29 protein-coding genes, 3 pseudogenes and 2 riboswitches are annotated in these 25,190 nt (G+C 35.6%); of the genes and pseudogenes, 14 read left to right on the top strand and 18 right to left on the bottom strand.

What is annotated here, in order from left to right:
* Window positions 1-453 precede the first annotated feature (453 nt).
* Window positions 454-1,080, bottom strand: a complete 627-nt coding sequence (locus ACE1MS_RS12375; protein ID WP_012294702.1) for a nitroreductase family protein — start codon at window positions 1,078-1,080, stop codon at window positions 454-456.
* Window positions 1,081-1,206: 126 nt separating this feature from the next.
* On the opposite strand from ACE1MS_RS12375, the gene ACE1MS_RS12370 reads away from it, so the two are divergent.
* The gene (locus ACE1MS_RS12370) at window positions 1,207-1,578 is read left to right on the top strand and encodes a winged helix-turn-helix transcriptional regulator (protein ID WP_031416075.1); all 372 of its coding nucleotides are present in this window, start codon (window positions 1,207-1,209) and stop codon (window positions 1,576-1,578) included.
* 138 nt (window positions 1,579-1,716) lie between these two features.
* Here the strand turns inward: ACE1MS_RS12370 and ACE1MS_RS12365 are convergent, their stop codons facing one another.
* The 6 genes and pseudogenes from ACE1MS_RS12365 to ACE1MS_RS12340 all read right to left on the bottom strand — a co-directional run bounded on the left by ACE1MS_RS12365 (window position 1,717) and on the right by ACE1MS_RS12340 (window position 4,479).
* On the bottom strand, window positions 1,717-1,896 hold the full coding sequence (locus tag ACE1MS_RS12365; protein WP_206701604.1) for a hypothetical protein: 180 nt from the start codon (window positions 1,894-1,896) through the stop codon (window positions 1,717-1,719).
* Between the two features lie 10 nt (window positions 1,897-1,906).
* A pseudogene (locus tag ACE1MS_RS12360) lies at window positions 1,907-2,484 on the bottom strand (transposase); the annotation flags it as partial.
* A 314-nt stretch (window positions 2,485-2,798) separates the two neighbouring features.
* Window positions 2,799-2,924, bottom strand: a pseudogene (locus ACE1MS_RS12355) (manganese catalase family protein); the annotation flags it as partial.
* Complete coding sequence (locus tag ACE1MS_RS12350) at window positions 2,925-3,188, bottom strand: spore coat protein CotJB (protein WP_447402375.1); 264 nt, start codon at window positions 3,186-3,188, stop codon at window positions 2,925-2,927. It lies immediately after the preceding pseudogene.
* Complete coding sequence (locus ACE1MS_RS12345; RefSeq protein ID WP_031418574.1) at window positions 3,185-3,406, bottom strand: spore coat associated protein CotJA; 222 nt, start codon at window positions 3,404-3,406, stop codon at window positions 3,185-3,187. Before ACE1MS_RS12345 ends, ACE1MS_RS12350 begins: the two co-directional genes overlap by 4 nt.
* Window positions 3,407-3,846: 440 nt before the next feature.
* Window positions 3,847-4,479, bottom strand: a complete 633-nt coding sequence (locus ACE1MS_RS12340; RefSeq protein WP_012294697.1) for a hypothetical protein — start codon at window positions 4,477-4,479, stop codon at window positions 3,847-3,849.
* 144 nt (window positions 4,480-4,623) lie between these two features.
* Between ACE1MS_RS12340 and ACE1MS_RS12335 the strand changes: the two genes are divergently transcribed.
* Window positions 4,624-5,097, top strand: coding sequence for a hypothetical protein (locus tag ACE1MS_RS12335; protein WP_031418573.1), 474 nt, complete (start codon window positions 4,624-4,626; stop codon window positions 5,095-5,097).
* Between the two features lie 569 nt (window positions 5,098-5,666).
* Here ACE1MS_RS12335 and ACE1MS_RS12330 read toward each other — a convergent pair.
* Both ACE1MS_RS12330 and ACE1MS_RS12325 read right to left on the bottom strand, forming a co-directional pair.
* On the bottom strand, window positions 5,667-6,068 hold the full coding sequence (locus tag ACE1MS_RS12330; protein ID WP_031418572.1) for a hypothetical protein: 402 nt from the start codon (window positions 6,066-6,068) through the stop codon (window positions 5,667-5,669).
* 222 nt (window positions 6,069-6,290) lie between these two features.
* Entirely contained in the window at window positions 6,291-6,611 is a 321-nt protein-coding gene (locus tag ACE1MS_RS12325; RefSeq protein WP_031418571.1) for a DUF4183 domain-containing protein, read from the bottom strand.
* Between the two features lie 1,271 nt (window positions 6,612-7,882).
* Between ACE1MS_RS12325 and ACE1MS_RS12320 the strand changes: the two genes are divergently transcribed.
* The 3 genes from ACE1MS_RS12320 (at window position 7,883) to ACE1MS_RS12310 (ending at window position 10,085) form a co-directional block, all read left to right on the top strand.
* Complete coding sequence (locus ACE1MS_RS12320) at window positions 7,883-8,644, top strand: glycosyltransferase (protein ID WP_012294692.1); 762 nt, start codon at window positions 7,883-7,885, stop codon at window positions 8,642-8,644.
* A gap of 190 nt (window positions 8,645-8,834) precedes the next feature.
* Window positions 8,835-9,236 carry a VOC family protein gene (locus tag ACE1MS_RS12315; RefSeq protein ID WP_099806454.1) on the top strand — a complete coding sequence of 134 codons (402 nt, stop codon included), beginning with the start codon at window positions 8,835-8,837 and terminating at the stop codon, window positions 9,234-9,236.
* Between the two features lie 93 nt (window positions 9,237-9,329).
* Window positions 9,330-10,085 carry a class I SAM-dependent methyltransferase gene (locus ACE1MS_RS12310; RefSeq protein WP_447402374.1) on the top strand — a complete coding sequence of 252 codons (756 nt, stop codon included), beginning with the start codon at window positions 9,330-9,332 and terminating at the stop codon, window positions 10,083-10,085.
* A gap of 91 nt (window positions 10,086-10,176) precedes the next feature.
* Here the strand turns inward: ACE1MS_RS12310 and ACE1MS_RS12305 are convergent, their stop codons facing one another.
* Window positions 10,177-10,329 (bottom strand): hypothetical protein, encoded by a 153-nt coding sequence (locus ACE1MS_RS12305; protein ID WP_155729468.1) that lies wholly within the window; start codon window positions 10,327-10,329, stop codon window positions 10,177-10,179.
* 312 nt (window positions 10,330-10,641) lie between these two features.
* Window positions 10,642-12,996 (bottom strand): M13-type metalloendopeptidase, encoded by a 2,355-nt coding sequence (locus ACE1MS_RS12300; protein WP_197149577.1) that lies wholly within the window; start codon window positions 12,994-12,996, stop codon window positions 10,642-10,644.
* Window positions 12,997-13,422: 426 nt separating this feature from the next.
* A riboswitch (PreQ1 riboswitch) is annotated at window positions 13,423-13,469 on the top strand.
* Between the two features lie 122 nt (window positions 13,470-13,591).
* On the opposite strand from ACE1MS_RS12300, the gene queF reads away from it, so the two are divergent.
* The 7 genes from queF (at window position 13,592) to ACE1MS_RS12265 (ending at window position 18,128) form a co-directional block, all read left to right on the top strand.
* The gene (gene queF / locus ACE1MS_RS12295) at window positions 13,592-14,092 is read left to right on the top strand and encodes a preQ(1) synthase (protein ID WP_031418567.1); all 501 of its coding nucleotides are present in this window, start codon (window positions 13,592-13,594) and stop codon (window positions 14,090-14,092) included.
* Between the two features lie 22 nt (window positions 14,093-14,114).
* A riboswitch (PreQ1 riboswitch) is annotated at window positions 14,115-14,158 on the top strand.
* Window positions 14,159-14,211: 53 nt separating this feature from the next.
* Window positions 14,212-14,871 (top strand): 7-cyano-7-deazaguanine synthase QueC, encoded by a 660-nt coding sequence (gene queC / locus ACE1MS_RS12290; protein WP_012294686.1) that lies wholly within the window; start codon window positions 14,212-14,214, stop codon window positions 14,869-14,871.
* 2 nt (window positions 14,872-14,873) lie between these two features.
* The gene (queD, locus tag ACE1MS_RS12285; RefSeq protein WP_012294685.1) at window positions 14,874-15,347 is read left to right on the top strand and encodes a 6-carboxytetrahydropterin synthase QueD; all 474 of its coding nucleotides are present in this window, start codon (window positions 14,874-14,876) and stop codon (window positions 15,345-15,347) included.
* On the top strand, window positions 15,340-16,068 hold the full coding sequence (gene queE / locus ACE1MS_RS12280) for a 7-carboxy-7-deazaguanine synthase QueE (RefSeq protein WP_281487115.1): 729 nt from the start codon (window positions 15,340-15,342) through the stop codon (window positions 16,066-16,068). Before queD ends, queE begins: the two co-directional genes overlap by 8 nt.
* 45 nt (window positions 16,069-16,113) lie before the next feature.
* Window positions 16,114-16,653, top strand: coding sequence for a VUT family protein (locus ACE1MS_RS12275; protein ID WP_012294683.1), 540 nt, complete (start codon window positions 16,114-16,116; stop codon window positions 16,651-16,653).
* 148 nt (window positions 16,654-16,801) lie between these two features.
* Window positions 16,802-16,999 carry a hypothetical protein gene (locus ACE1MS_RS12270; RefSeq protein ID WP_197224573.1) on the top strand — a complete coding sequence of 66 codons (198 nt, stop codon included), beginning with the start codon at window positions 16,802-16,804 and terminating at the stop codon, window positions 16,997-16,999.
* A 736-nt stretch (window positions 17,000-17,735) separates the two neighbouring features.
* On the top strand, window positions 17,736-18,128 hold the full coding sequence (locus ACE1MS_RS12265; RefSeq protein WP_325881515.1) for a RidA family protein: 393 nt from the start codon (window positions 17,736-17,738) through the stop codon (window positions 18,126-18,128).
* A 317-nt stretch (window positions 18,129-18,445) separates the two neighbouring features.
* Here ACE1MS_RS12265 and ACE1MS_RS12260 read toward each other — a convergent pair.
* The 4 genes and pseudogenes from ACE1MS_RS12260 to ACE1MS_RS12245 all read right to left on the bottom strand — a co-directional run.
* A pseudogene (locus tag ACE1MS_RS12260) lies at window positions 18,446-18,907 on the bottom strand (transposase); the annotation flags it as partial.
* A gap of 323 nt (window positions 18,908-19,230) precedes the next feature.
* Entirely contained in the window at window positions 19,231-19,476 is a 246-nt protein-coding gene (locus ACE1MS_RS12255; RefSeq protein ID WP_012294680.1) for a hypothetical protein, read from the bottom strand.
* Window positions 19,477-19,705: 229 nt separating this feature from the next.
* Window positions 19,706-20,749, bottom strand: coding sequence for a DUF418 domain-containing protein (locus tag ACE1MS_RS12250; RefSeq protein WP_325881514.1), 1,044 nt, complete (start codon window positions 20,747-20,749; stop codon window positions 19,706-19,708).
* Window positions 20,750-20,838: 89 nt separating this feature from the next.
* A complete protein-coding gene (locus ACE1MS_RS12245; RefSeq protein ID WP_012294678.1) occupies window positions 20,839-21,783 on the bottom strand; it encodes a helix-turn-helix transcriptional regulator in 945 nt (314 codons plus the stop codon).
* Window positions 21,784-21,884: 101 nt separating this feature from the next.
* Here ACE1MS_RS12245 and ACE1MS_RS12240 point away from each other — a divergent pair, with 101 nt between their 5' ends.
* Entirely contained in the window at window positions 21,885-22,415 is a 531-nt protein-coding gene (locus ACE1MS_RS12240; protein ID WP_031417215.1) for a dihydrofolate reductase family protein, read from the top strand.
* Window positions 22,416-22,550: 135 nt separating this feature from the next.
* Here ACE1MS_RS12240 and ACE1MS_RS12235 read toward each other — a convergent pair whose 3' ends face one another.
* Window positions 22,551-22,922: a hypothetical protein gene (locus ACE1MS_RS12235; RefSeq protein WP_012294676.1), complete on the bottom strand. Its 372-nt coding sequence runs from the start codon at window positions 22,920-22,922 to the stop codon at window positions 22,551-22,553.
* Between the two features lie 164 nt (window positions 22,923-23,086).
* Entirely contained in the window at window positions 23,087-23,428 is a 342-nt protein-coding gene (locus ACE1MS_RS12230; protein WP_031417216.1) for a hypothetical protein, read from the bottom strand.
* Window positions 23,429-23,748: 320 nt separating this feature from the next.
* Between ACE1MS_RS12230 and ACE1MS_RS12225 the strand changes: the two genes are divergently transcribed.
* A complete protein-coding gene (locus ACE1MS_RS12225) occupies window positions 23,749-24,270 on the top strand; it encodes an AAA family ATPase (protein WP_012294674.1) in 522 nt (173 codons plus the stop codon).
* A gap of 41 nt (window positions 24,271-24,311) precedes the next feature.
* On the opposite strand, the gene ku is transcribed toward ACE1MS_RS12225, so the two are convergent.
* On the bottom strand, window positions 24,312-25,133 hold the full coding sequence (ku, locus tag ACE1MS_RS12220) for a non-homologous end joining protein Ku (protein WP_012294673.1): 822 nt from the start codon (window positions 25,131-25,133) through the stop codon (window positions 24,312-24,314).
* Between the last annotated feature and the right edge of the window lie 57 nt (window positions 25,134-25,190).

Genomic DNA, 25,190 nt, shown 5'->3' with positions numbered 1-25,190 from the left:
AGTATTGGATTGTCCAACTGCACCTTAAAAAAACCGAAGTTGGCAATGAATTATGATAATAGGACATCAAAGTCAAAATTAGAAATTCTGTGGGAAGATGAAAAGACTAGTGTTTGTGAAGCTAACACTTTCTACGATTCTGATAACGGGTTAGAACTAGATGATGATAATTATGAAGAATATGATGTTGCACTAGTTAAAGATGTGTTGAATGATTTTCAAAATTGAAATGGCAACAGGTGAAAATAAACCTACACGTATTAAGATAGAGAAAACAGGAGAAGTAATTTTTGACTGATTTTCTTGCAATTATTGAAAGAAAAATGTTATTACAGGGCCCAGGCACTCAATAAATCTTGAGCCTGGGCATTTTTTCCACAAAAGCGCCTGGTCTATTTGTGGTTTTTCTTAAGATTACCTATTTCGACTATCTAATTTAGGCTCTAAAAAGCACTATATTATTTCGTTTTTATAAATTATCTCATTTACATTGTGTCTTACGGTTTTGTGACCAGCCTTCGTCCCTTTACCAATCGCTATTAGCATAACATCTAAATATCTTTCAGAAATATTTAAGGCGTCTTTTAACTTTTTAGAATCATAGCCTGACATAGTAATTGTGTCAAAGCCCGCTTCATTTGCTAACAAGATTAATGACATTGAGGCAAGACTTACATCTCTAGTTAATTCTATCTTTAAATCTTCAGTTGATTTATTTTTATAATAATTTATCGCAGCATGCGCTAGATAATCTCTTAGAGATTCGTCAAAATAACCTGCTTGAAAGCCTTCTTCATGTATCCTAATAATATTTTCTTTATCGAATGCCTGATAATCTCCCAACATAACAATTAAAGTTGAAGCTTCTATTACTTGTTGCTGATTAAAAGCTATAGGCAATATTAAATTTCTTAAGTCAGGTTCATCAATTATTAAGTAACGTGTAGCTTGGATATTATTCCCATTAGGGGATTTGCTTGCAGTCTCAACTAAAGAAGTTATAATTTCTGAACTAATTTTATAACTTGGATCATAATGTCTAACTGAACGTCTTTTTTCCAAAATATTTTTTACACTCATGATATCACTCCATAATTTTTATTATTTCTTGCAGCTTTAATTATAGTAAGCAATAATAAATAAGAAAATAACGCACAAAAAAGTGGTATAGCTACTTTTTTGTGCCTATTTAGGGAGAGAAAGCATATGGTTAAATATAATACTGGCATCAATATTTTTATGAATATTGCAGGTGGAAAATGGAAGTGTTTAATCCTCTTTTTTTTGAGCCAAAAATCTGTAAGAACAAAAGAATTTTATGAATTCATACCAGGAATTACACAAAAAGTTTTAACAGATCAATTGAAACAACTAGAAAGAGATGGGCTTGTACAACGAGAAATATTTAAAGAAGTGCCACCAAAAGTAGAGTACAGCTTGACTGATTTAGGTAAGTCATTTGTACCAGTTTTAAACACAATGTGTGAATGGGGGAATAAGTATGCATTAATGAATGGTATAGATAAAGATCAAAAAATTGATTGTCATACATTCATTGCAAACGAAGTAAAGTCGTAATTGCTAAAAATTGTATCGTTTAAAGGGTGAAATTTCTGAAGTTACAAATAAATAACCCGGTGCTCATTTAATTGAGCACTGAGTTATTTTAAGCGCTAAACTACTAATTCATACTTGAGAAAAAGGCCATGACCCGTTTCATAAATGTAATACTAAAAAAATGCAAAATAATGAAAACAGACCACCTAGAAAAGTGGTCTCAGACTGTAGACAAAAGTCATCGAGAAGTTTATTGTCGATGGCTTTTGTCATTTTTCTTTCTCTTTCATTTTCAATATCTGGTAAATCATTGCTGTATCCAACATACTCTTCGAGCATAGAGGCTCTCTTAAGCTGTCTGCCACGTCCAAGTAGCTAGTTTCTTTAAATTCATGGCAGCAAAAGTAAGCATCGCTTGCATGGACCATTTTTTTAGACCTCTTAAGGTTGTCCATCGCATACCATGCTTTTCTTTTGCATCCGCAAAGACACGCTCAATCGTTTCTTTGCGCTTGGCATAAATTTGTTTGATGTCATAGGAATGGCGTAAATGTTCAGCTTCCTCCACATACGACGCCCAAATATGACGTTGAATGAGTTTTTGATGATGCTTACTTTCTGTACATTGGGAAAGGCTTGGACACCTCGCACAAATCAAAGGATTCGATTTATATTGGCGATATCCTTCCTTCGTCGTTGTCGTATTCTTCAATATCTGCCCTTTATTTCTTTCCATTCTTCCTTTTCAAACTTCTCCATGGGAAGGGGCTTTTTTCCGTGTTCTTCACGATCCATATTTAACTCTAATGGAAGTTTTTCTTCATAAGCCCGTGTTTCTTTTCGCACAACCTTTTTATCATACTTTCGTTTATTCACACTCGCTTTCACATGCGTGGAATCGATAAATAAATGGTCTGCATGGAGCATTTACTTTTCAACACCCTATGTAGATGGAGTACTTTATGTAGAAGTTGATGGGAACGAAGGGCGGCGACTCCTGCGGGAAAAGCGGGAAAGTCGAGATCCTGGACTGAGCGAAGCGAGGGAAGCAGCTCGACCCCGCCCGCGGAAAGCGTCCGCCCGTAGTGGAAATCAACGGCTTTACTTTATTTCATTGTAAAAGAAAAAAGAAGACTGTAGGCAAACTCTCAAATTTTTTGAGTTTGTCTACAGTCTGAGACCACCTAGAAAAGTGGTCTACTACATTTTTAGAAAATTTTCTTTTGATTTCTGTCATCCTTTAAAATTTCTAGAGCTGCAGCTAATTCCCCATCAGCATCACCATATTGCTCCGTTAAATACTTTGCGAGCATGGGATTACATGTACTAACCTTAACCGCAAAAATTATTCCTCCCGGACTCAGAATTTATACTTGCCATGGCCAAGGTGTATCAACCCAATTGAAAGGATAATCAGAATAACTTCTTCCAAAATTCATTAATGGACCAAATTTTTGCTCAAATTTGACTTTAAGTTTCATACTTTTTTCAGTGTTTTCATTAAATTGCTTAATGGCATCATAGTCATCGGGATGAGTATCCAGATATAAGTTTAATTCAACAATGACAAAATCGATCGCTTGTATTTCTTCAAGTAGGGTATAAAATTCGGGTGGCATCTTTTTACTCACTTTTCATCCCTCCTTTTTGGTGGTGGGTAGGGACTAAACAATTGAGGCCATAAAGTTCCGGCTAGAAGTGCTTCTTGAGGGGTTGGGAATTGAGGTAATCCGGGTGGTTGAAAGCCCATATATAATTGTGGTGGTGTAGCATAAACTTTAACTTTTATAGGTGGACATGGATCGAATGGGCCGATATAAGGTTTCCAATACTTATATTGTGAAGACATGATATCCTCCCTTCTATAATCATTTGCATCAGTGCAATATATGGGGAGGCGATAAGTATTATTCTGAAGAAATAAAGATATTTCAAAAGAAAGTCCTAAACCATTAAACAATTTTAAATTAAGTAGAGATTTTCAAACACCTGCCATATAATACTTATTATGCTAACCGATAATCTGGGGTACAAACTTCAATAACGGTCGTACACCCCCACTTGATTTACTTTTACAAACATTGATTTAACAATATCCTCTAGAATTACTTTAATGCGCCATTCTCTTATGATTGTGCGCCACAATGGACAATAATTATTCTATTTTAATTAAAATGAGTATGCTTGAGTTGCTTTTATTTTACGAAGTCATTAAAAACCCAACTACAAACAGATTGTAGTTGGGTTTTCGTAGCAGGATATTCATAGCTTGTACTGCTAAATAGCTACTTAATTTTTATACATTAATTCAGTATACGTATCACCAATTGGAGTTGCAGTTTCAGTTATATACGTGTTGATGATTGTACCCATAGGGTTTTTCACTACATTTTTTACTTTGTGGTAAATAACGTCTTTTCTAACACCAACTCGGACATATTTATTAGGGTATTGCGATTCATAAGTCCTTGTAGAAGTAAAGCTATGTGAAAATGAAATACCGAACGTCGATGAACCTTGTGCAAAGGAGCCGTTTATACTCCAAGTGATGCCACCAGCAATGGATACACTTTTCACTTTATCCCAACCTGGTGTAGCAGGGTGGTAACCAATAAATGCCCGTGAAACAGTATATTTTTCAAGTGTAGTCTGTGTTGTTTGATTACATGTAGCACATAATAGTTGTTTGCTGTTATTCAGATAGGATTGATAGTCTGCTTCTGATTCAAACAGAATCATGCCGCCGTCTTCTGTTGTTATGCTATACCTATTATCTGTCACTAATTCTAATTCCTCAAAGGGTAGTAATTCTGAATCACTCTCGGCTGCATGGACTAAAAGGCTACTGCAACTAAACACTAAAAATAACACAAAGCTAAAGAGTAACGAACTAAGTAACTTATTTCCAGTTATTGCTGTCATCTTTTAACAACCTCCCCTATATTTGTAATTAAATTTCCATTATATACTAAGTGGCAATATTTGTATATAGAAGGTTTGCTTATTGTATAATATGTAAGTATTAACCAATGTTATTAAATTTTAAGAGAAGGTGGAATAAGAGTCGTGAAAAAGAGGTTAACATTTTGTGCTTTACTCGGATTATTGTTGATGCAAACGGCTTGTAGCTATGGAGTAAATGTTAACTACGAAGAAGTGAGCAATCCTGAAATGGTAATTTCCGAAAATACAAAATTGGAGAATGTAAGAGTACTAGAACTGGATATTAATCATGAAGAAAGTAAAAGGGTTCTTAACACATTTGGAGATGATTTAAAGGATGGAATTTATGCTTACGACAAGAATAAGCATAAAACATATATTTTGATAAATTCAACTACTAGGAATTACTCTGATTACTCGTTTAAATTTGATAAGGAAAAGAAAATTTTAACTCTTACCTATACAACGACAGAAGGAAGTAATACAAATAAAAAAACGCTATTTCTGTTAGAGAGTTATAAGAAGAATCCATATAATGAAATCAAACTCGTTAATAACGGGAACGATGATGGATTCATCGGAGTGTATACGCAGTAAACCATATTCAAAAAACATTTTATGTTGAGTTCAGGTACCAAAAAGATTATTCCTCCAACAGAAATACCCTGTATATTTCTACACAGAAAGAGGTAATGAATACATAGAAATGTACGAATTGTTATAGATAAGTGAAACAAACGTAACATGCCTTTGCTGATGCACGGAACTTGGAGTTTCCCCATCTCACGGTAAAGGGTGGGCTTCTACAAAACCAGTAAGACACAGATATATTGAGTTTTGCTGGTTTTGTTCTATTGGTGATAATTAAATTTTTGAACGGAATGAAGAATTACTCCATCTAATGGAGGAAGGAGGTGGAAAGGATAAAATTTGAATTAGAAAGGCACGCAATACACAAAGGTATTTCGATTTCACGAGATGAGTAATACGAAGTGGAGAGAACACAATTTGAAGAATATAATGGAAAAGCAAAAACTTATTTGAATTATGATGCCAATCCCATGGGGGAAAATATTGAACTGAATATTCCTTTGCAATAAGAAAAAGATGTTCAAAAAGGCTCTCCTTTCTAGACATCTTTTTTATTACATCATTTAGTAGATGCATTAGGATTGATCAAAGCTGCCTAGAACCATAAAATCTACAACAACACCACTTACTGGATTTTCTGACCCTAATACATTAATGCCTAATACTGTTACACCGCTAATATTTGTCACATTTGCAGAAACATATTTTGCGGCAATATTCTTCTCTCTCATTTGTACCCGAGGTCTTAAATTAATGGTTGTATTTGTAGAGTATACGCTTGATACTGCGAAATCAATAGTTGTTAACAAAGGATTGCCACTCGCTATTGCATTGTCTGTGAAATAAAAAGTAGCGATACCATTTGCATCTGATGTAGCTTGTCCATAAATAACGCGCTTTTCTTTTTTAGGAATCGACTCTCCAGCTTTAAATACATGTAATAATGTTGGTGCGAGTTTAATAATTTCAATGCTCATAAACATTCTCCTTCGTTAAATAGTTTCGTACCCATCCTAATTATTTATGAATGATGCAATGCTATTCTATGAACTTTTTATTAGTTTATTACTTTTTTAAATCAGTTATTAAAGTGCATAAGAAAATTAAAATTTTGCTGTAGTGGCAATGCCTTGAAGTATTTGAAGGGTCACTTGGGATGTAGTGACCCTCGAACAAAAGGAATGTGAATTAATAACTCATTACGTTTGTGTAACTAATTCTACTGCTTCGATTACTAAAGGTGTACCTGCAGTAAGCGTGCCTGTAACGCCATTAAATGTTAATTCTGTCGCAGAAACTGTATAGGAGCCACCTTCTTGTAATACCCCATTAATATAGAAATTATAGTAGCCATTAGTTACTACTGGGAAAGCAGTAGCGGCATTTCCACTATCGTTTAAAAAGGCAGTTGCAGCAATAGTTGTGCCATCTGTGACAGTTAAATTGGCTGCTAAAATATTAAAGAATTTAGTCGAAGTTCCTGTAACATTTACATGAATATTTATAATTGAAAGTGCCATTTTTTCACCTCCTTCCAAAACAATAATATTTACTGAAAAACTTCAAATTCATTTACCTATCCAATGAGATTTACGGGTTTGTTATACGGGTGAAAAAAGTTGATTATTTTCACAGTGAAACATGTAAGTTTTTAAAAAAATACATCTTATCTTATTTTCATTAATAGTATATGAATCGAATATGGAAGATGATTGGTAATGTGTCTATTAAAAAAAATGAATATAGGATTAAAAAATAATGGGAAATGGGAGGCAGTCGATGGCCGAACACTACATAAACACGCGCGAGGCAAGACAAAAATGGCTGGCCGATAGATACAACATTCTTTTGGAAATTTCCTATCGACTATTATTGAAAGGCAATATGATGAGGGTAAGAATACTACTCGGATGCTTGAGTAAGTCAAGGATTATGATGAAATCAGTCGTCTAGTGTTAAAAGAGGAGACTAAACTTGTCATTTCTTGCGCTTACCCGGGAAATTATTTTTTTATTTCCTAGCTAGATAGCTTTTCACAAGGGAAATATAATACATCATCATGGGGGAATGAAATCATATCGACAAAGAGGAAATAGTCATGATCGTCTATTTCCTGTCTATTTATCTGTTGTTAACGTGTGATCTGCTTATAACCGCACTTTCTACAGGAGCAGTGAACTTTACATTTGCTCAATTCACCACGTTCTCATTCTCCCGTAGCATACTATTCTATTTAATGGCCCATTTCTTTTGAATAATTCGTACTCTTTGATGGCAAAAAATAGATTTTGAATGGGCTTTGATCCCAATTAGCTCTCTTGAGAAAGCAAGCTTGCAGGTGTTCAAGTTCAAGGGATGTGTTGGCACGCACTTCAAGCTTGTGTAGCTGATATTCTACACGAATCTTTTCATCTCATCATTTCCTCTTGATTAAAAACGCAACAGCATCACTTCAAGGGGGTTATGCCTTTTGGTTTTGCAGTTTGTTGTAAATTTGAACTCAGAAGCTTATTTACATAATGTTCTAGAAGGTGACGAAAGGAAATTTAGGCGTTCTGAAATGTGGGAAAAGGAAAAACTTATGTTGATAAAGACTTCTAATTTTTTTATTTCTACAATACATAATAATTAGAAAAAAATTCAAATTCTAACTAGCTGAGACCATTAATTCAATGAGATAATAATTAATGGGTAGGTTTGGAAATAAAGTGAATAGGTAGTGCCACTTTGATTTTATTTCCATGTTATTCACTCTTATGTAAGTTACTGTTAGTTAAAGGGGAGATTTTACATGAATGAGAAGGAGAACGTTTTAAAGGAAAAAAATAAAGAGGATATAAAATTTTCAGTTGTAATACCCGCGCATAACGAAGAACAGTACATTGGAAAATGCATAGAATCCATATTAAAAGCTTCCAAGCCATTTGAACATCAAGTGGAAATCATTGTTGTATTAAATCGATGTACAGACAGAACGGAGGATATTGCAAAATCGTACAATTGTATCGTATTAGAGAATAACGACAAGAACCTCTCTAAGATAAGGAATGCTGGTGTTGAGATAGCAAGAGGTGAAATCATCGTAACGATTGATGCAGATACACGGATGAATGACCATGTGTTGTTAAAGGCAGAGGAGTATTTAAGCTCTGGAAAATACATTGGCGGTGGAGTTACAGGGAAGTTTGAGAGAATGTCTTTAGGAATTTTTGTTTCAGCTATGTTATTGATTGGTCCATTATTCTTTAAATATGGAGCCATATCTGTGGGAATCTTTTGGTGTAATAAAAAGGATTTTAAATCGATTAATGGTTTTAATGAAGAAATGCTTATGGCAGAAGATGCGGATTTTGCTAAACGATTAAAAATGTGGGGAAAAAAGAACGGGAAAAAATATGGGACAATTCAAAATGGAATGATCACATCAAGTAGAAAATTTGATAAAAATGGGGATTGGATTTTACTTAAGCGTCCGACAATCATCCTAGCCTACCTAAAAGGAACAGACCGAAAATATGCGGATGAAGCTTATTATGAAAATCAGGATAGATGAATGATCTTAAGCTAGAGGTTAAAATGAGAGATAAAAATAAAGAAACATTTGTGACGTTAATCCTCCATCGATTAACGCTTTTTTTTTGCTGTGATAGTGATGTTGTAATAGATAACTAATAAAGGTGAATAGTAGGGTGAGGTAGAATTCTAAAGTATATGGAATGCTGGATTGGAAGGAGAGTGTATGAATGATTATTTCTAACAATAGTACCCCAATTAAAAACAGAGTGGGTGCTGTGTTTGTTCCAGTTCGTAACTTAGAGAAGGCAATAGAATGGTACAGGAAAATATTTGGTTTGGAGGGGGGAGAAGAACATTTTGGGCATTTATTCGTGGCACCCATGGAAGGAACGGCTGGGTTAATTTTAGATGCTATGCCAATGTGGAGAAAAGAGGATGGAGATATTGCCACCTACCAAGTTCCATCCATTCAGTTTGTGACGGACGATATCCAAGCTTCTTATCAATTTATGAAAGACAATTATGTTGAACTTTTAACAGAAATACAGGATGATTTTTATTTTGTGTTCAAAGATTTAGAAGGAAATGTATTAATGGTTTGTAAAAGTGTTGGAGCTTCGGAGGGCTAATAAAGTGTGAGTGATAATGAATTTTGGTAAGGTATGATCCTTATCTCCTTATCAAAACATTAAAGAAAATAGTGTGGGGAGGAAGGGTGTACAGTGAAAACAACTGAAAATTTTACGGACAAGGCCGAAATATATGCGAAATATCGCCCTAGTTACCCTAATGAATATATTGATTATTTGTTTTCAGCAAACCAACTTAAAGGAGAACAGACGGTGGCAGATATTGGTTCAGGTACGGGGATATTGAGCCGTCAGTTACTTGAAAAAGGGATGAATGTTATTGGTGTGGAGCCAAATGACGACATGAGAAAGATGGCTGAGGAGTCTTTAAGCTTCCATTCTCGTTTTAAATCAGTAAAAGGAACTGCTGAACATACCACATTAAAAGGCAATAGTGTTGATTTAGTAACTGTGGCACAGGCATTTCATTGGTTTGATAAAAAAGCTTTTAAAATGGAATGTCAACGGATATTAAAACAAAATGCAAATGTTGCTCTTGTGTGGAATAGTAGAGATTTAACTAGTCCAATTATTCAAGAGAATGCAGCAATTTGCCAAAAGACCTGTTCGAATTTCAAAGGATTTAGCGGTGGAATGGAAGATACTCCAGCAATTTTTAACAGCTTTTTTAAGGATGGAAAGTATGAGCTTATAAAGTATCAAAATGATTTGATTTTTAATTATGAGGATTTCTTGGGAAGGAATTTATCAGCTTCGTATGCTCCAAAAAAACACGACGACGAATATGAAAATTTCATTTTTCTCCTGTCGGGGTTATTCGAAAAATACAGTAAGAATGGACAAATTGTTCTTCAGAATATAACACGAAGCTATCTAGGTAATGTATAAATAGCCAATAGAAGGGGGTTCGTTTAAGGAAATACAAAAAGCCCCAATATACAGCTTTTTAAAAGGATATTGGGGCTACGTTCCACATTAATTATTTATTCTTTTCATTTATAATTTGACTGAAATCTATTTCCTCTGCGAACTCTTCTCTGTTTTTACGCTCTCTGTTAGCATTTTGATTTTGATTCTGTTGTTTTTTGTTGTCTTGCGTTTTATTATTTTTATGTTTATTATTACCCATCATCATCTCACCTCCACCATTAGTGTGGGTGAAAGATGTTTTTTTATCCCCTTAAAGTACATGAAGTGATGATAGGTAATATTTAGAGAAACTTTTACTCGTTTGTTTTAGTAGGTAAGCCAAAATGATAAGGTTGCTAATATGGATAAATTTAATGCATGAAATATTGAAACAAAAGACAGAATTTAATCTAAATGTATAGATTAAATCTGCCTTTTTGTTTTAACAGCAACAATCTTAGTAAAGCGCCATACTCTTTCTCTAGACAGTCACTTAACTTTTTTATAGGGATGTAAGAGCTATTGAATTAGCTGATTACCAGATGGAAACTCGATCTTTCGGAGCTACATACATGCCATCTCCAGGCTTAATTCCATAGGTGTCATAGAATTCCTGGAAGTTTACAATCGTGCGGTTTACCCGAACTTTATTGGATGAATGTACATCATTTTTGCTCAAAATTGCTGCAAATTCTTTTGTTGTTGTGGATTTCCACATTTTTGCATTACTTTCGAAATATGCTTTAAAATCTGGTTTACTCATTTGAGAGACAACCTGCAGTGAAGCCGCCATTCCACCTAAATCAGCGCCATTCTCGCTTAATGTAAGCTGACCGTCATTCAAAACACCAGGAATAATCTCAATGGCATTATAAAACTCAATCAGCTTTTGGTTTTTCTCTTCGAATTTCTTAAAGTCTTCTTCTGTCCACCAGTTATTTGCATTTCCATTTTCGTCGTATGCAGATCCATTGTTATCAAATGCATGGCTGATTTCATGACCAATAATCATGCCAATGGCACCATAATTTTCTTCAGGTTTAGCGTTAATATCATAAAAAGGCGCTTGAAGAATACCAGCAGGGAACGTAATTTCGTTATTAAGAGGATTGTAAAAAGCATTAACGGTATAGACACTCGTTACCCATGCCGTTCTATCTACTGGTTTTCCTAGCTTAGCTTTTGTGTTATCAATGTATGCTTTGGTTACTGTGAAGGTATTAGAAAATAGCGAACCACCTTCGTCATATGTCTTGATAGTTACTTTATCTAATGTCGTATCCCACTTATCTGGGTAACCGATTTTAACAATCATTGTATCCAGCTTTTTAATTGCTTTAGCTTTTGTTGTTTCTGACATCCAATCAAGGGATTTGATTCTTTCCTCATACGTAGCAATTAATTTATCTACCATTTGTTCAACATCTTTTTTAGCTTTTGGTGAAAAATGTTCTTCGGCGAACAGTTGCTCCAAGTATCCGCTCATTGTGCTAGTTGTCTTAGCTATTGCGATTTCCTTATCTGTTTTTACGCCTGAAACTCCATATAACGTTGCAGAAAACTCATTAGCAGCATCTCCGAATTCATCTGACAACAGACCGCCAGTTGCCATAAGGAGCTGCAATTTAGAGTAAGCTTTCAGCACATTAAGGTTCTTTTCATTCAAGAGCTCCGCGCCTTTTTGCGCCAGCTTCACATCAAATACGATGACTTTATCAACACTGTCAACTTTCATCGAATTTAAAACTTGTTTCATATCTACTGTTTTGAACATGCTGTTAAATTGCTCGATTGTATAAGGGTTATAGTATTTCTTAACGTCGCCTTGTTCATGAGGGTCAAGTGATACGGAAGCTAAGCTTTTTTCCATTTCATAAATTTTCTCTGCTAGAGCAATTGCCGTAGATTCTTTTTCGCCCGATAGTACTAATAGTCTGGTCATATACTGAATATAGGCTTTTTTCGCGTTAGAGTCTTCAGTTACAAAACTGTTCTTATCCAAACCAGTAGCTAACCCAGTGTAATACAAAGCATTTTCACTGCTATTCTTTGCATCGTTCATAATGGCAAAGCTGAATAGTGAGCTTATACCTAATTCTTTCTCCAAATGAAGATCTGCTTGCACAAGTTCAGCAAGAGTTTTAGCTTCATCAATTGCTTTTACATATGTTTGAATGGGCTCAATTCCTTGTTTATTTCTATTGTTTGTATCCAATGCTGTCGAATAGAAATCGGCAATTTTCTGCTCTTTTGATCCTTTTGCAAATTGTTTGCCAGAGAGCTCATCTATTATCTTTTCGATTTTATCAGTATTCTGTTTTTGAAGCTCAGAAAATCCGCCGCCCATGATTTCTCCGACTGGAATAGTCGATTTATTTAACCATTCCTTATTGATGGCTTCATAAAAATCATCGTTTAAATGGGAACCTTTAAGTGTCCATATTCTGGCAATCAGGTTTTGGAATTCATCGATAGTAATTTCTTCATTTGCTCCTAATGTACCGTCAGGGTTGCCTGTCAGTATGCCTGCTTTAGTCAGTTTATCGATATCTTTCTTAGCCCATGTAGGTACATCAGTATACTCAACTCCAAATGTGCCACTGCGAAGATCATTTCCAACAGGCTTTGGCAATTCGCCGAATGCTCTGCTCAACATAACTAAAGCTTCAACTTTCTTCGCTGGCTCATTTTCTCGTAAATCTTTGTTTTTAGAGCCTTGTATAATTGCCTCCTTATTTAGTCCTGGTTGATAGGTATCTGCAGCTATCAACAAGGTTTTAACAATTTCTCCTCTTGTCGCAGGTGGTGACTTTTCATCAGCATACACCGCTACACTTACGGACAGGACCATTATGACGGTCATGAGTAAGGATAAAAACTTCTTTTTCATGTTCGTGCTCCTTCACAGTAAATTTGTATAAATTAAGGTAATTGGGTAGATTTTAGAATTTCTACCATTTGTCCATTGTAGTTGATTTATTTCAGTTTGAAAATATGTTAGGAGCTTTTTCATTTTAAGGGAGCATTATCTAGCTAATTTTGCGCTAATAGAGCTGAGAAAGGTCACTTCTAACCGACTATAATAGTATTACTTTAGAGTGGATTATAGGATTTAAGTAATACTACACTCAGGTTTTATTTTTTACGAATAGTAATGAAACTATGCCCAGCTAAGATTTTATGAGCTGCTAAAATATAGCCTAGAATGACAGTGTAATTTCAGAAGAAGCAATTCTGGGATTTTGTATGAAAAAATCTATTTGACGTTTCGTACTATTTTTCGTATTATATGGAGGAAAAGAATGCCCGAACTTGATCGGGAGAGGTTCATAGCTGATACCCTCTATAAAAAACTATGGAAACATGACAATTTGCCATGTCCATATCGGACGTGGCTTTTTTATGTTTAGACGTATGTTTTAATAGATGAATTGGTAAAGCCTCTCTTGAAAGTGTTGGGAAACATTTTACAAGGAGGTTTTTTTATGTCTGGTCGAAGTCATGAAGAAGGACTAAAGGATTTAACATTATTAGGTAATCAAGGAACGAACTATTCATTTGAATATGCACCTGAGGTATTGGAGGCAGTAGATAATCTTCATTCCAATCGCGATTATTTCGTTAAGTTTAATTGTCCAGAGTTCACTAGTTTATGCCCGCTTACCAATCAACCTGATTTTGCAACGATGTACATCTCGTATATTCCAGACAAAAAAATTGTAGAGAGTAAATCACTAAAGTTGTATTTATTCAGTTTTAGAAATCACGGTGATTTCCATGAAGATTGCGTTAACATCATTATGAATGACTTAATTACATTGCTTGACCCTCGATATATCGAGGTTTGGGGGAAGTTTACGCCACGTGGGGGGATTTCAATCGATCCGTGGTGTAACTATGGGAAGCCAGAGACTAAATATGAAGAAATCGCAAATTACCGTTTAATGAACCATGACCTTTATCCAGAAAAAATTGATAATCGATAACGAGAAATTAGTTAGTCCAATCAAAAAAGAGGTTTTTAGCTACCCTCTTAAAAAAACTAAGGAGAAAGCAGCACCTTTTCTTAGCGTGCTGTTTTTTCCATCAAAGGGAGTTTTTATAGATGAAGCAGGAGAAAGCAATTGTTGTATTTAGTGGAGGTCAGGATAGTACAACTTGTCTGTTTTGGGCAAAAGAACGTTTTGCAGAGATTGAGGCCGTGACTTTTAATTATGGACAAAGACATCGCCTTGAAATTGAATGTGCGGAACAGATAGCAGAGGAGCTTGGTATTAAGCATCACATACTTGATATGACCCTCTTAAATCAGCTTGCTCCGAATGCATTGACACGACAAGACATTAAAGTGGAAGACGGTCAAAATGGTGAGCTTCCATCGACATTTGTACCTGGACGAAACCTTCTTTTTCTTTCATTCGCTGGTGTTTTAGCAAGTCAAATAGGAGCCAAGCATATTGTAACTGGTGTATGTGAAACGGATTTCAGTGGATATCCGGATTGCCGAGATGTTTTTATTAAGTCCTTGAATGTAACGTTAAATTTATCGATGGATAATTCCTTTGTGATTGATACACCGTTAATGTGGCTCAATAAAGCGCAGACATGGGAGCTTGCCGATCAGTTTGGGGCTCTAGAATTTGTTCGGGAAAGAACATTGACTTGCTATAACGGAGTAATCGCAGATGGTTGTGGGGAATGCCCCGCATGTAAACTGCGAAAAAAAGGGCTTGATGAGTATCTAAGCTATAGGAAGGAGTTTTAAGCATGTCAGATTTTAAAATCGTCGATAAGCTCCAAAAAATAGGGGTAGATATCCAAAGTAATCAATTGAACTATCATGCTAAGCGTGTGCTTGTAAGCAAAGAATTTACCTTCGATGCTGCTCATCATTTACATCATTATGAGGGCAAATGTAAAAACCTACATGGCCATACTTATCGTGTTGTATTGGGACTTAGTGGATATACAGATGAACGCGGCTTGATGATTGATTTTGGTGATATCAAAAGAATATGGAAACAAAAAATTGAGATTCATCTGGATCACCGTTATTTAAACGAAACGCTTCCACCTATGAATACCACAGCAGAAAATATAGTTGTTTGGATTTACGATACCATGGTAGTGGCCTTGCGTGATGAGCAAAGAAATAATGGTGCGCGTGTAGAATTTATCAGACTATATGAAACTCCAACAAGCTATGCAGAAGCGAGACGGGAGTGGATGGAAGTTGAGTAAGATACCTGTTGTCGAGATCTTTGGACCGACAATTCAAGGCGAGGGAATGGTAGTGGGCCAAAAGACCATGTTTGTAAGAACGGCTGGCTGTGATTATTCTTGTTCGTGGTGTGATTCGTCGTTTACGTGGGACGGTAGCGGAAAGCATCTTATTGTTCAAATGACAGCGGAAGAGATTTGGGCAGAGTTGAAGCGTCTTGGGGGTAATGGCTTTTCATATGTTACGATTTCAGGCGGCAATCCTGCACTTTATGCTAATTTAGAGGCGCTTATTGCCATTTTAAAAGAAAACAACATAAAGGTTGCGGTGGAAACACAAGGAAGTAGGTGGCAGAACTGGATGTACGACATTGATGAATTGACCATTTCTCCCAAGGCGCCTAGTTCAGGTATGACAACAGAGTATTCAGTGTTGGTGGATATTTTTGGAAAACTTAGATTGCAAAATAGTCATCACCATATTTCTCTAAAAATAGTCGTTTTTACTCAAGAGGATTACGATTTTGCTAAACAAATTCACCATCAATTTCCAACTATCCCCTTTTATCTTCAAGTCGGCAATGATGATCTCACAACGAATGACAATTCGCGATTAATGAAAAATTTACTAGATAAATATCATGCACTGATTGATAGCGTGTTGAAAGATGAGGAATTAAAGGATGTTAAAGTATTGCCACAGTTGCACACTCTTGTATGGGGAAATAAAAGAGGTGTATAGTGTGCCATTACGAAATGTCTATAAATGTATTAGAGGAGTACCAGAATGAGAATTTTATTTTATTTATTATCGATTATCATCGCTAATGTGGTAACAGCAGCATTTGCGCCATTACAGTTTGGGATGTTTATTGTTCCAATGGGGACGCTTTTAATAGGGGCGACCTTTATTTTCAGGGACCTTGTGCAAAATAAATATGGTAGAACAAAGACATATTTCTTTATCGTTACAGCTTTAATTTTATCAGCAGTAGTGTCATTCATACTCGGGGATACACTTTTAATTGTGGTAGCATCGGCTGTCTCATTTGTTGTGGCTGAAACAGCTGATACAGAAATCTATAGTCGACTGAAATTACCAATGGCTTGGCGAGTGCTTTACAGTGGAATCGTGGGAGGGTTTTTGGATTCTGCAATCTTTGTAGTCATTGGATTGAGTCCACTTGGAGCTAATATATTGCCTTGGGAAGCAGTACCTGCCGCTATTGTAGGACAAATTATAGTGAAGACGATTATACAAATGTTCGGAGCCCTAATTCTTGGTCAAGTGGGATCATTAAAAGAAAAACGTCTTATTTCAGGTTAATTCTTTGTAGAAGAGGCTACTCGTTTTCTGTGGGAAAAGTGAGTAGCCTGCAAAGAATAATCGTTATAACACATTGACATTTTCCATTTTAATACCAAATCGAAATCTAGTATGCTACAATCTTGTTTAAAGACAGGAGGTTTAGGATTTGAATAATTATAATAATGGAGATATTATATTTAGTTTATTTTCGATAGTAGGACTGTTGTTTTACATAATTCCGATTATTTTTATAATTTGGTTTGCTATTAGTACGATTAAGCAACTAAAAAGACAAACAAAATTATTAGAAGAAATGAAAGACAGTATAAATTATATCAATGGACATCCGACACGTAGTAAATGATAATGCCCTAAAAACTATAAAAAACGATGAAAAAAAAACAGGTACTCGAATGAGACCTGAATTTTTTAGAACGGTAATCGCTATGAACTTGGGGATGGAATAAAGGGTTTAGGGTTTAGTCACATTAGTGTTCATAGCGATTCCCCCCTTACAAAACATATTATTTACTTATTTTGTAAATTGTATACCTTACTTGATGTAAAAAGAAAAGAATATCATGCCAGTACATATAAGCGCACTTCAATCATGGTTTTTATGCTTACAGCACCTATTGGAAGTTTGTTGAAAAATTGTAGAGGATGATATGGTATACTGTGAATGAACACGCATACTAACAAAAAAACTAGGTACTCCACAAAGAGAGTACCTAGTTTTAATTGTGAAAAAAGGAAGGGCCACTTGGGATGGAGTAACCCTAGTAACAATTTCGGAGGTGTAAGGCTAATTTAGCTTTACACTATTAAGTATATGTTAGATTCGCTATGTTTAAATAGTTAATTGCCTCAGAGTCTTAAAAAGAAAATTCTTAATAATTTCAGTTATAAATTGAAAAAGAGGGATAGAAATGGTAATATGGCAATAACTTTAGGTAAAGGGGAGAAAGCTTATGAAAAAAAGATCTATCCGTTTTTTAAGCATGGGCATTGGATTCTCCACTGCTGTTTTTTTCTAGAATAGTTGAACAAGGGATAAGTCTGCACTTTTTTAGAAAAAAAGAACCTAAAGGAGATTCAACATGAAATCAAAACTAGTGCGTAAAAACCCAATAAAGGCACCAAAGCCTGTAGGGAAATATAGTCATGTCACAATTATTCCAAAAGATGCAACAATGTATGTTTTTTCTGGTCAAATTGGTTTGGACCAAGATGATCAATTACCACAGACATTAGATGAACAAATAACAAATACCTTTTATCATATTGAAACGATTTTAGCTTCAGAGGGAATTGATGCCTCTCACATTGTAAAGGTCAATATTTGGGCTACAGAGGAAATAGATTGGGATTATTTCGACGAGCAATGGCAAGGTATGTTTGGCGATTCCTATCCATCAATGACCATAGCCTATGTATCAGCACTAGGTTTGCCAGAGATTAAAATAGAGCTTGATATTTGGGCTGCTAAATGATTTGTCATTATCGTTTATACCCTTAAAAGTTCATTTTACGAAGACAGTTGGAAGGAAGGGCTATTCTGCCACCGAAAACAGACCATCCACCGTGAAGATTGCTTGCTTAACTTTATTTCATTGTAAAATTTAAAAACGAATATATCCTTTGAATATTGTCGTTTCAGACTGTAGACAAAAGCCGTTGAGAAGTTCATTCTCGATGGCTTTTGTCATTTTTCTTTCTCTTTCATATTCAATATTTGGTATATCATTGCTGTATCCAACATACTCTTCGAGCATAGATGCTCTCTTAAGCTGTCTGCCATGTCCAAGTAGCTAGTTTCTTTAACATGCGTGGAATCGATAAATAAATGGTCTGCATGGAGGAGTCCTTGATGCATAATCTCTTTTAAAATACCATAGAAAATCTGCTCAAATATATCGGTGTCTTAAAAGCGATGGACATAATTTTTACCGAAGGTAGAGAAATGCGGGACTTCTGTATGGAAGCCAAATCCTAAAAACCAACGATACGCCATATTCGTTTCAATTTCTTTGATGGTTTGACGTATGGACCGAATACCAAAAACGTACTGAATAAACGTCATTTTAAAGAGAACAACAGGATCAATACTAGGACGCCCATTAGTTGAATAGAGATGTTCGACTAAAGGATAGATAAATGAAAAATCAATAGCAGCCTCAAGTTTTCGCACTAAATGATCGTTGGGAACTAATGGATCAATCGTTAACATTTCTAATTGTTCTCGTTCATGGGATTGATTTTTCGTCATCATCGTTATCACCTCAAAAATTTACTTTTCAACACCCTATATAGATAAAAGTAAGTACTTTATGTAGAAGTTGATGGGAACGAAGGGCGGCGACTCCTGCAGGAAAAGCGGGAAAGTCGAGATCCTGGACTGAGCGCAGCGAGGGAAGCAGCTCGACCCCGCCCGCGGAAAGCGTCCGCCCGTAGTGGAAATCAACGGCTTTACTTTATTTCATTGTAAAAGAAAAAAGACTGTAGGCAAACTCTCAAATTTTTTGAGTTTGTCTACAGTCTGAGACGACAATATCCTTTGAATATTGTCGTTTTTTTTACGTTCATGGCTACATTTTACCGAAGCATTCTTTTTAATTGCTTCATTTCATAATTTAAATCGTCAATTTGCTTTTGCAGTTTATCAATATCATTATTTTTACCTTGGTTCTCTTGTAACTCATCTTCCAAGGCAAGACCTGCTGCAATGGTCGCTAGTGCATCACCAAGTGTTGTGATGGCTCCCGCAATAACAGCCAGCTTAGCAGCTTGACTCACTGACTCAGCTCCTTCACTATTCCGATAGCCTTTGTTATTTTTCATAAAATCCTCCCTGCAAAAAAGGGTATTATATGTATAGTATGCATGCTGTAAGAGACAGGTGCAGAACCATGGTGACTAGCAGCCAAAAAAGGTCACTTATTTTTCAATAAGTGACCAAAAAAAATGGGGATGTGTATCTTCCTGAAGATATGAGCAAAGATGGAAAGCGAGTAGGGTACATTACCAATATATGACGTTTTGCTTTATGCTGATAGGTATATATCCTTGGCTAAAAATCTTTTCTTTTTCTAAGGGGAGGGACTGTCCAATAGGTCCCCATTCGCCACAGCCACTCCAGTGGTCCGAAGCGGAAATAGTGTAACCATAGCTTACTGAAGATTAATTGTAAAACGTAAATACCTAGACAAATCCATAGTGACTCGAGGAATCGAATTTGCCCAATTAGTTGAAATGTATGACCGATTATTAAAATGAGTGCAGTTTGCCCTAAATAATTTGTTAGGGCCATGCGTCCATACGCCTTTAATGGTGATAATAGTCGTTGGAATAATACACTTTGTAAACATAGGATAATAACCCCCATGTAAAAAGCGGAAACAAATGGGCTAAACTGTAGTCCAATTAACGCAAATTGCTCCATATTAGTAATATGCTCTTCCAGTTGAATTTTGGATAAATGATTGATATTAACATTGGCTGTAGGGACATAGTGCCACTGATAAAGCCAGCTAACTATGCTAACACAGAACATTACAATCGTCACTAGCATGATTTTTTTTCGATGTACAGAGATGTTTTCAAATAGGCGGTATTGTCCAGCAGTTAAACCTAGCAAAATTAGTGGGAAAGGCATGAGGATCTTTATCCCAAAATAAGCTGACAGGGCTAATAGAATGATCCCAACTATTAAATTGATTTCTTTCCGTACTTTATAAAAAGGTAAGGCTAAAAAACCAAAGATGGCATAGACAGTTAATGCTTCTCCTGGTTGAAAATAGAAATGGATAAGCCCCATTAATAATAATATTAAAAGTCTGCGACTAAATAATACATAGGCTCTATCATTTCTAGCCATTGCACGCGAAAGAAAAAGATAAAATCCTATGCCAAATAAAAAAGAAAAAATAATAAAAAATTTCCCCTCTATAAAAAGCGTGAGAAATCGACTATAGGCCATATCACTAGCTATTTGTGGTGGTGCAATCCACATCAATGCAGGGATATTCACTAAAATAATGCCAAGTAAGGCAAACCCTCTTAAATAATCTAAAGTATCAATACGTTTGTTGTTGTCGGTTGGTTGCAACGTCATCTCCTCCTTACAACCAAGTATAAGGTCGTTTCCTAAAAATTAGTAACGAAGAATGTTACGTGAATCTTACAAAATCGTCATATTTGGAATTAGCTTTCTATAGGGTATGTCGCTAATATAGCATGAGCATGTTGACGCAAAAGCTGAATTAATTCAGGTGGTTCTTTGACAATCGCATCCGGACCTAGGCGATAAAAAAAGGAGCTAATAAAGTGAATCTCTCCTTGGTCAATCATTGTATTGATATAGCCAGTTCCATCACTATGACCAACCACCACCTTCTCGAAATTTGGCTCACTTCTGCATTGTCGTACACCTTCTCTTGTTAATTCGACATACAAGCGTATTGGCTGCTGAGGTTCATGGGGACTCTCTAGCCATTGCTGTAAATGAACAGATGTCTCATAGCCTTTATCGCTTTTATTCATTGAATGAATGCGATCAACTCGAAATAGAAGGATTTTCTCTGTTTGTAAATGAATAGCAGGCATATACCACAAGCCATCATGCGCATACACGCCAATAGGATGGACATGCTTAGTGGTGATGCCTGATTTTGATTCATATTGAATGTCTAATTGTAAATGGTTAATAACCGCTTCTAATACGTCTGATAATAGAGGTGTAGAAATAGCGCGTTTAGGATTCCAAAAGGCAATATAGGATTGCAGACTATCTACCTTTTTTTGCGCCTCTTTCTGTAACGATTCATATAGTTTTTGTGAAACAGACTTCATTTCCGTATTAAATGGTAAGTCACGATAATATTGCAGAGATTGGAACGCAAAGAAAATAGCAACCGCTTCTTCCTCTGTAAATAAAATAGGGGGAAGAATGGCACTTGAAAGCACTGTATATCCACCATTTCTTCCTTGCTCTGCGTAAATTGGCAGCCCCATATCACTTAAATCTAACAGGTAACGATGCACTGTTCTTACAGAAATGTTGAAGGCATCGGCAATTTCCTGGGCTGTAAATTGCTTTTTAGCGCTGACAAATAACAAAATATCAATTAATCGTTTAGCCTTGGACATATTCTTTCACCTTTTTTAATTAATCATGTCAATAGTTGTCATGTTTTATGTTTAGTATATACATTGTACGAAAGATTTTCAAAAGAAGAGGAGCTGACATGATGTCACGAGAAATAGTGGTATTTATCGGAATAAGTTTAGATGGGTTTATAGCTAAAGAAAATGATGACTTACAATGGCTGGAAGAAACAGAGGGGGAAGGGGATAATGGCTATGCGGATATGTATCAAACCATCGATACGATTATTATGGGGAAACGAACATATGATTATGTCAAAGAGCATCTCGATACATTCCCTTATCCTGATAAGAAATGTTATGTGTTCACCCAATCTCAAACAGGGAAAGATGAGCATGTGGAATTTGTCCAAGGGGATGTGGTGGCGTTCACTAAGAAATTAAAACAACAATCAGGCGCAAAAATTTGGATGGTCGGTGGAGCTCATATATTGGATGCTTTTTTACAGGAGCAGTTGGTTGATGAATGGATTATCACCATTACCCCGCATTTATTAGGGGCAGGTATTCCATTATTTAAACAACCGCGTCCATTTGAAGATTTAAAGCTACTCGAGACAAAGCGATACGGTCAAATGGTCCAAATGCATTATCAGGTGAGAAAAGAAGAGTAAGGTAGTACGGATTAAAAGGAAAGGATAGATGAAGAAAATCTATCCTTTTTTTCATGGAATAATAAGTTGCTTATTATGAAAAAGAACTTGCTTGACTCTGTATCTGTTATGTTAACAAGACCAGCCTCAATCGGTTCATCTTGTTTTTAATTGCATAAAAATATTCACTAATATAACTAATAATGGGTGCATGATAAATGCTATGGCTATTTGAGCATAAGAAGCGCCAAAATATTCAGCATCGGTATCGAAAAGAAAGATGTTCAGCATCGTAAATAGCGTTAATACAGCTATTAGAGTGTAGCGAATGGCATTTTGAGAGCCAATAATTGAGCCATACACAAATAACAGTGTGGAACTAAATAGGAGTACATGTAGAATCATGGCTTCATCAATTGCATATGAAACGGGTATATCAGAAGTAATCAATAACCGATAAGCGAAGGCCCCTAGTAAAACAAACGTGCCAAATAAAAGTAATAGATTAGAAATTAAATTTTCTCTCATTGTCTCACCTTTTATTAAAATTTAGGTGTTAGTTTGGTTGCAAATCCTTTTTAAAAGACCTGCACAGCAAACAGTACAATCCGTTTTGAATTGGCAACAATATTAATTACTTAACAAAAACAACATATTCGTACCATTGGTTTAGAAAAACAAGCAAAGAGTATTTAATCCTTTTGCTTATGTTTGATTGCTAAATGTAATGAGAAACTTATCCCAATGGTCATTATTATAGAAAAAATAATCGTGAACATTTCTTTATAATAGATGGATGTAATAGCCATGATAATTGAACTGATGATAAGGGCTACACGTAATAATATAGCCGTTTTTTCACTTGGATTAAAAAAATCTTGAAGAATAGCAAATAAATAACCCAATCCGAAAAATAGAATGTACTCATAAACCAACACAGGCTCAACAGAATCTGGAATTCCTAAATATAGGGCTTGAATTATGAGAATAAATAACGCTATATATTTTAAATATTTATAGGAGTTTTTTGACAAATGATCACCCTTTTTTATAATAGATTAACATTTTTAAACAAGTGTTGGTTATAAAAGCTATTATTTTAAAAATTTAGTATATTCAGTAAGGAATGTTCTTTCCATTTGGATAAAAGGAGACAATTTGAAGTGAATGATAAGAGATATTACAGATTAAACTTAGCGTTCATTTGTGTTGTTTCATACCTGAGATTCATAATCAGAAGGATTATTATAGGTTTGTACATTGTTTTGGATATTGGGTGGGTTCATGTATGGTCCTCCTATTTTATTGTATAATAAAGGGACATTTCTACAAGGATACAGAGGGGGATACTACAATGTCATTGGAACTTCCGCGAAAAATACATATTATTGGCTCTGTTGGTAGTGGGAAAACAACATTAGCACGTTCATTATCCAAAATGCTCCAGCTTTCTTTTCATGAATTAGACAATGTAGTTTGGATTCGTAACCAATCGGGGGATATTAGAAGGACGGAGCAAGAGAGACAGGAATATCTACAATGTATTATCCAAACAGACGGGTGGATTATTGAAGGAATCCATCAGGAGGAATGGGTGGCACAAAGCTTTCAGCAAGCGGATTGTATTATCTTTCTAGATACGCCTTATAAAATTCGTACTGCTCGGATTATAAAGAGGTTCGTCAAACAAAAAATAGGAATCGAAAAAGCCCATTATCAGCCAACTTTTTCGATTTTTTTTAAAATGTTTCGATGGAATAAACGTTTTGAAGAGGTGGGGAAGCCACAATTTTTTACAAAAAGGGAAGATCTATTAGATAAAGTATTATTAGTTCAGCACCAAAAGGATGTAGACAATTATTTTCGTCAGTTTTAATCAATAAAAAGCGTATCCCGATGAGTGGATACGCTTCATTTTTAGGCATTTTTCTTTGTGCGTGTTGTACGCTTTCTTGTAGTAGGCTTTTTCGTTTTATCTAAGGATGCCTGTAGCGCAGTCATTAAATCTGTGACATTATCGGGAACTGGTCGTTGTTGATCGTTCGTAGCTACCGTATTGGTTGCTTTTTTCTCTTCGATTAAGTCCAGCAATGCATTCCGATAATCGTCTGTATATTTCTCTGGATTAAATGTGGTCGTTAATTGGTCGACCAGCATCAGAGCTGTCTCTAACTCCTTTGGTACAACGTCCTGCTCACTTGGAATATTCGGGACATCCCCGACACTCCTCACCTCATCAGGATAATGAATGGTCTCCATCACGAGTGCATTTTGATACACTCGCACAACAGCAAGCTGTTCTTTTGAACGAATAATGATTTTAGCAATGCCAATTTTGCCAGATTGCTCTAATGTTTTACGCAATAATGAATAGGCTTTAGCACCAGTAGAATCAGGGGATAGGAAATAGGTGCGTTCAAAATAAATCGGATCGATTTCCGTCAATTGTACAAAATCAATAATTTCTACGGCTTTATCTTCATTTTCTTTCCGTAAGTTTTCTAAATCCGCTTGATCCAGTACGACAAATTTATTTTTTGTATATTCATAAGCTTTTACAATGTCCTCATCTTTTACTTCTTGATTGCACCCCTCGCAAACCTTTTTATAGCTAATCGGTGTATGGCATTCCTTATGGAGCTGTCGCAGTTTAATATCTTTATTTTCCGTAGCGGCATGAAGCTTTACTGGGATATTGACAAGTCCAAAGGAAATGCTTCCTTTCCATACTGTATGCATACAAATGTCACCTCTTTTTCTTACTATGATATTTTTTGCAGTATTTTATGTATCGTA

It is taken from the genome of Lysinibacillus sp. fkY74-1 (genome assembly GCF_053165895.1).
Note: the sequence above shows the minus strand (reverse complement) of the source record. Positions and strands in the feature narration are given on the sequence as shown.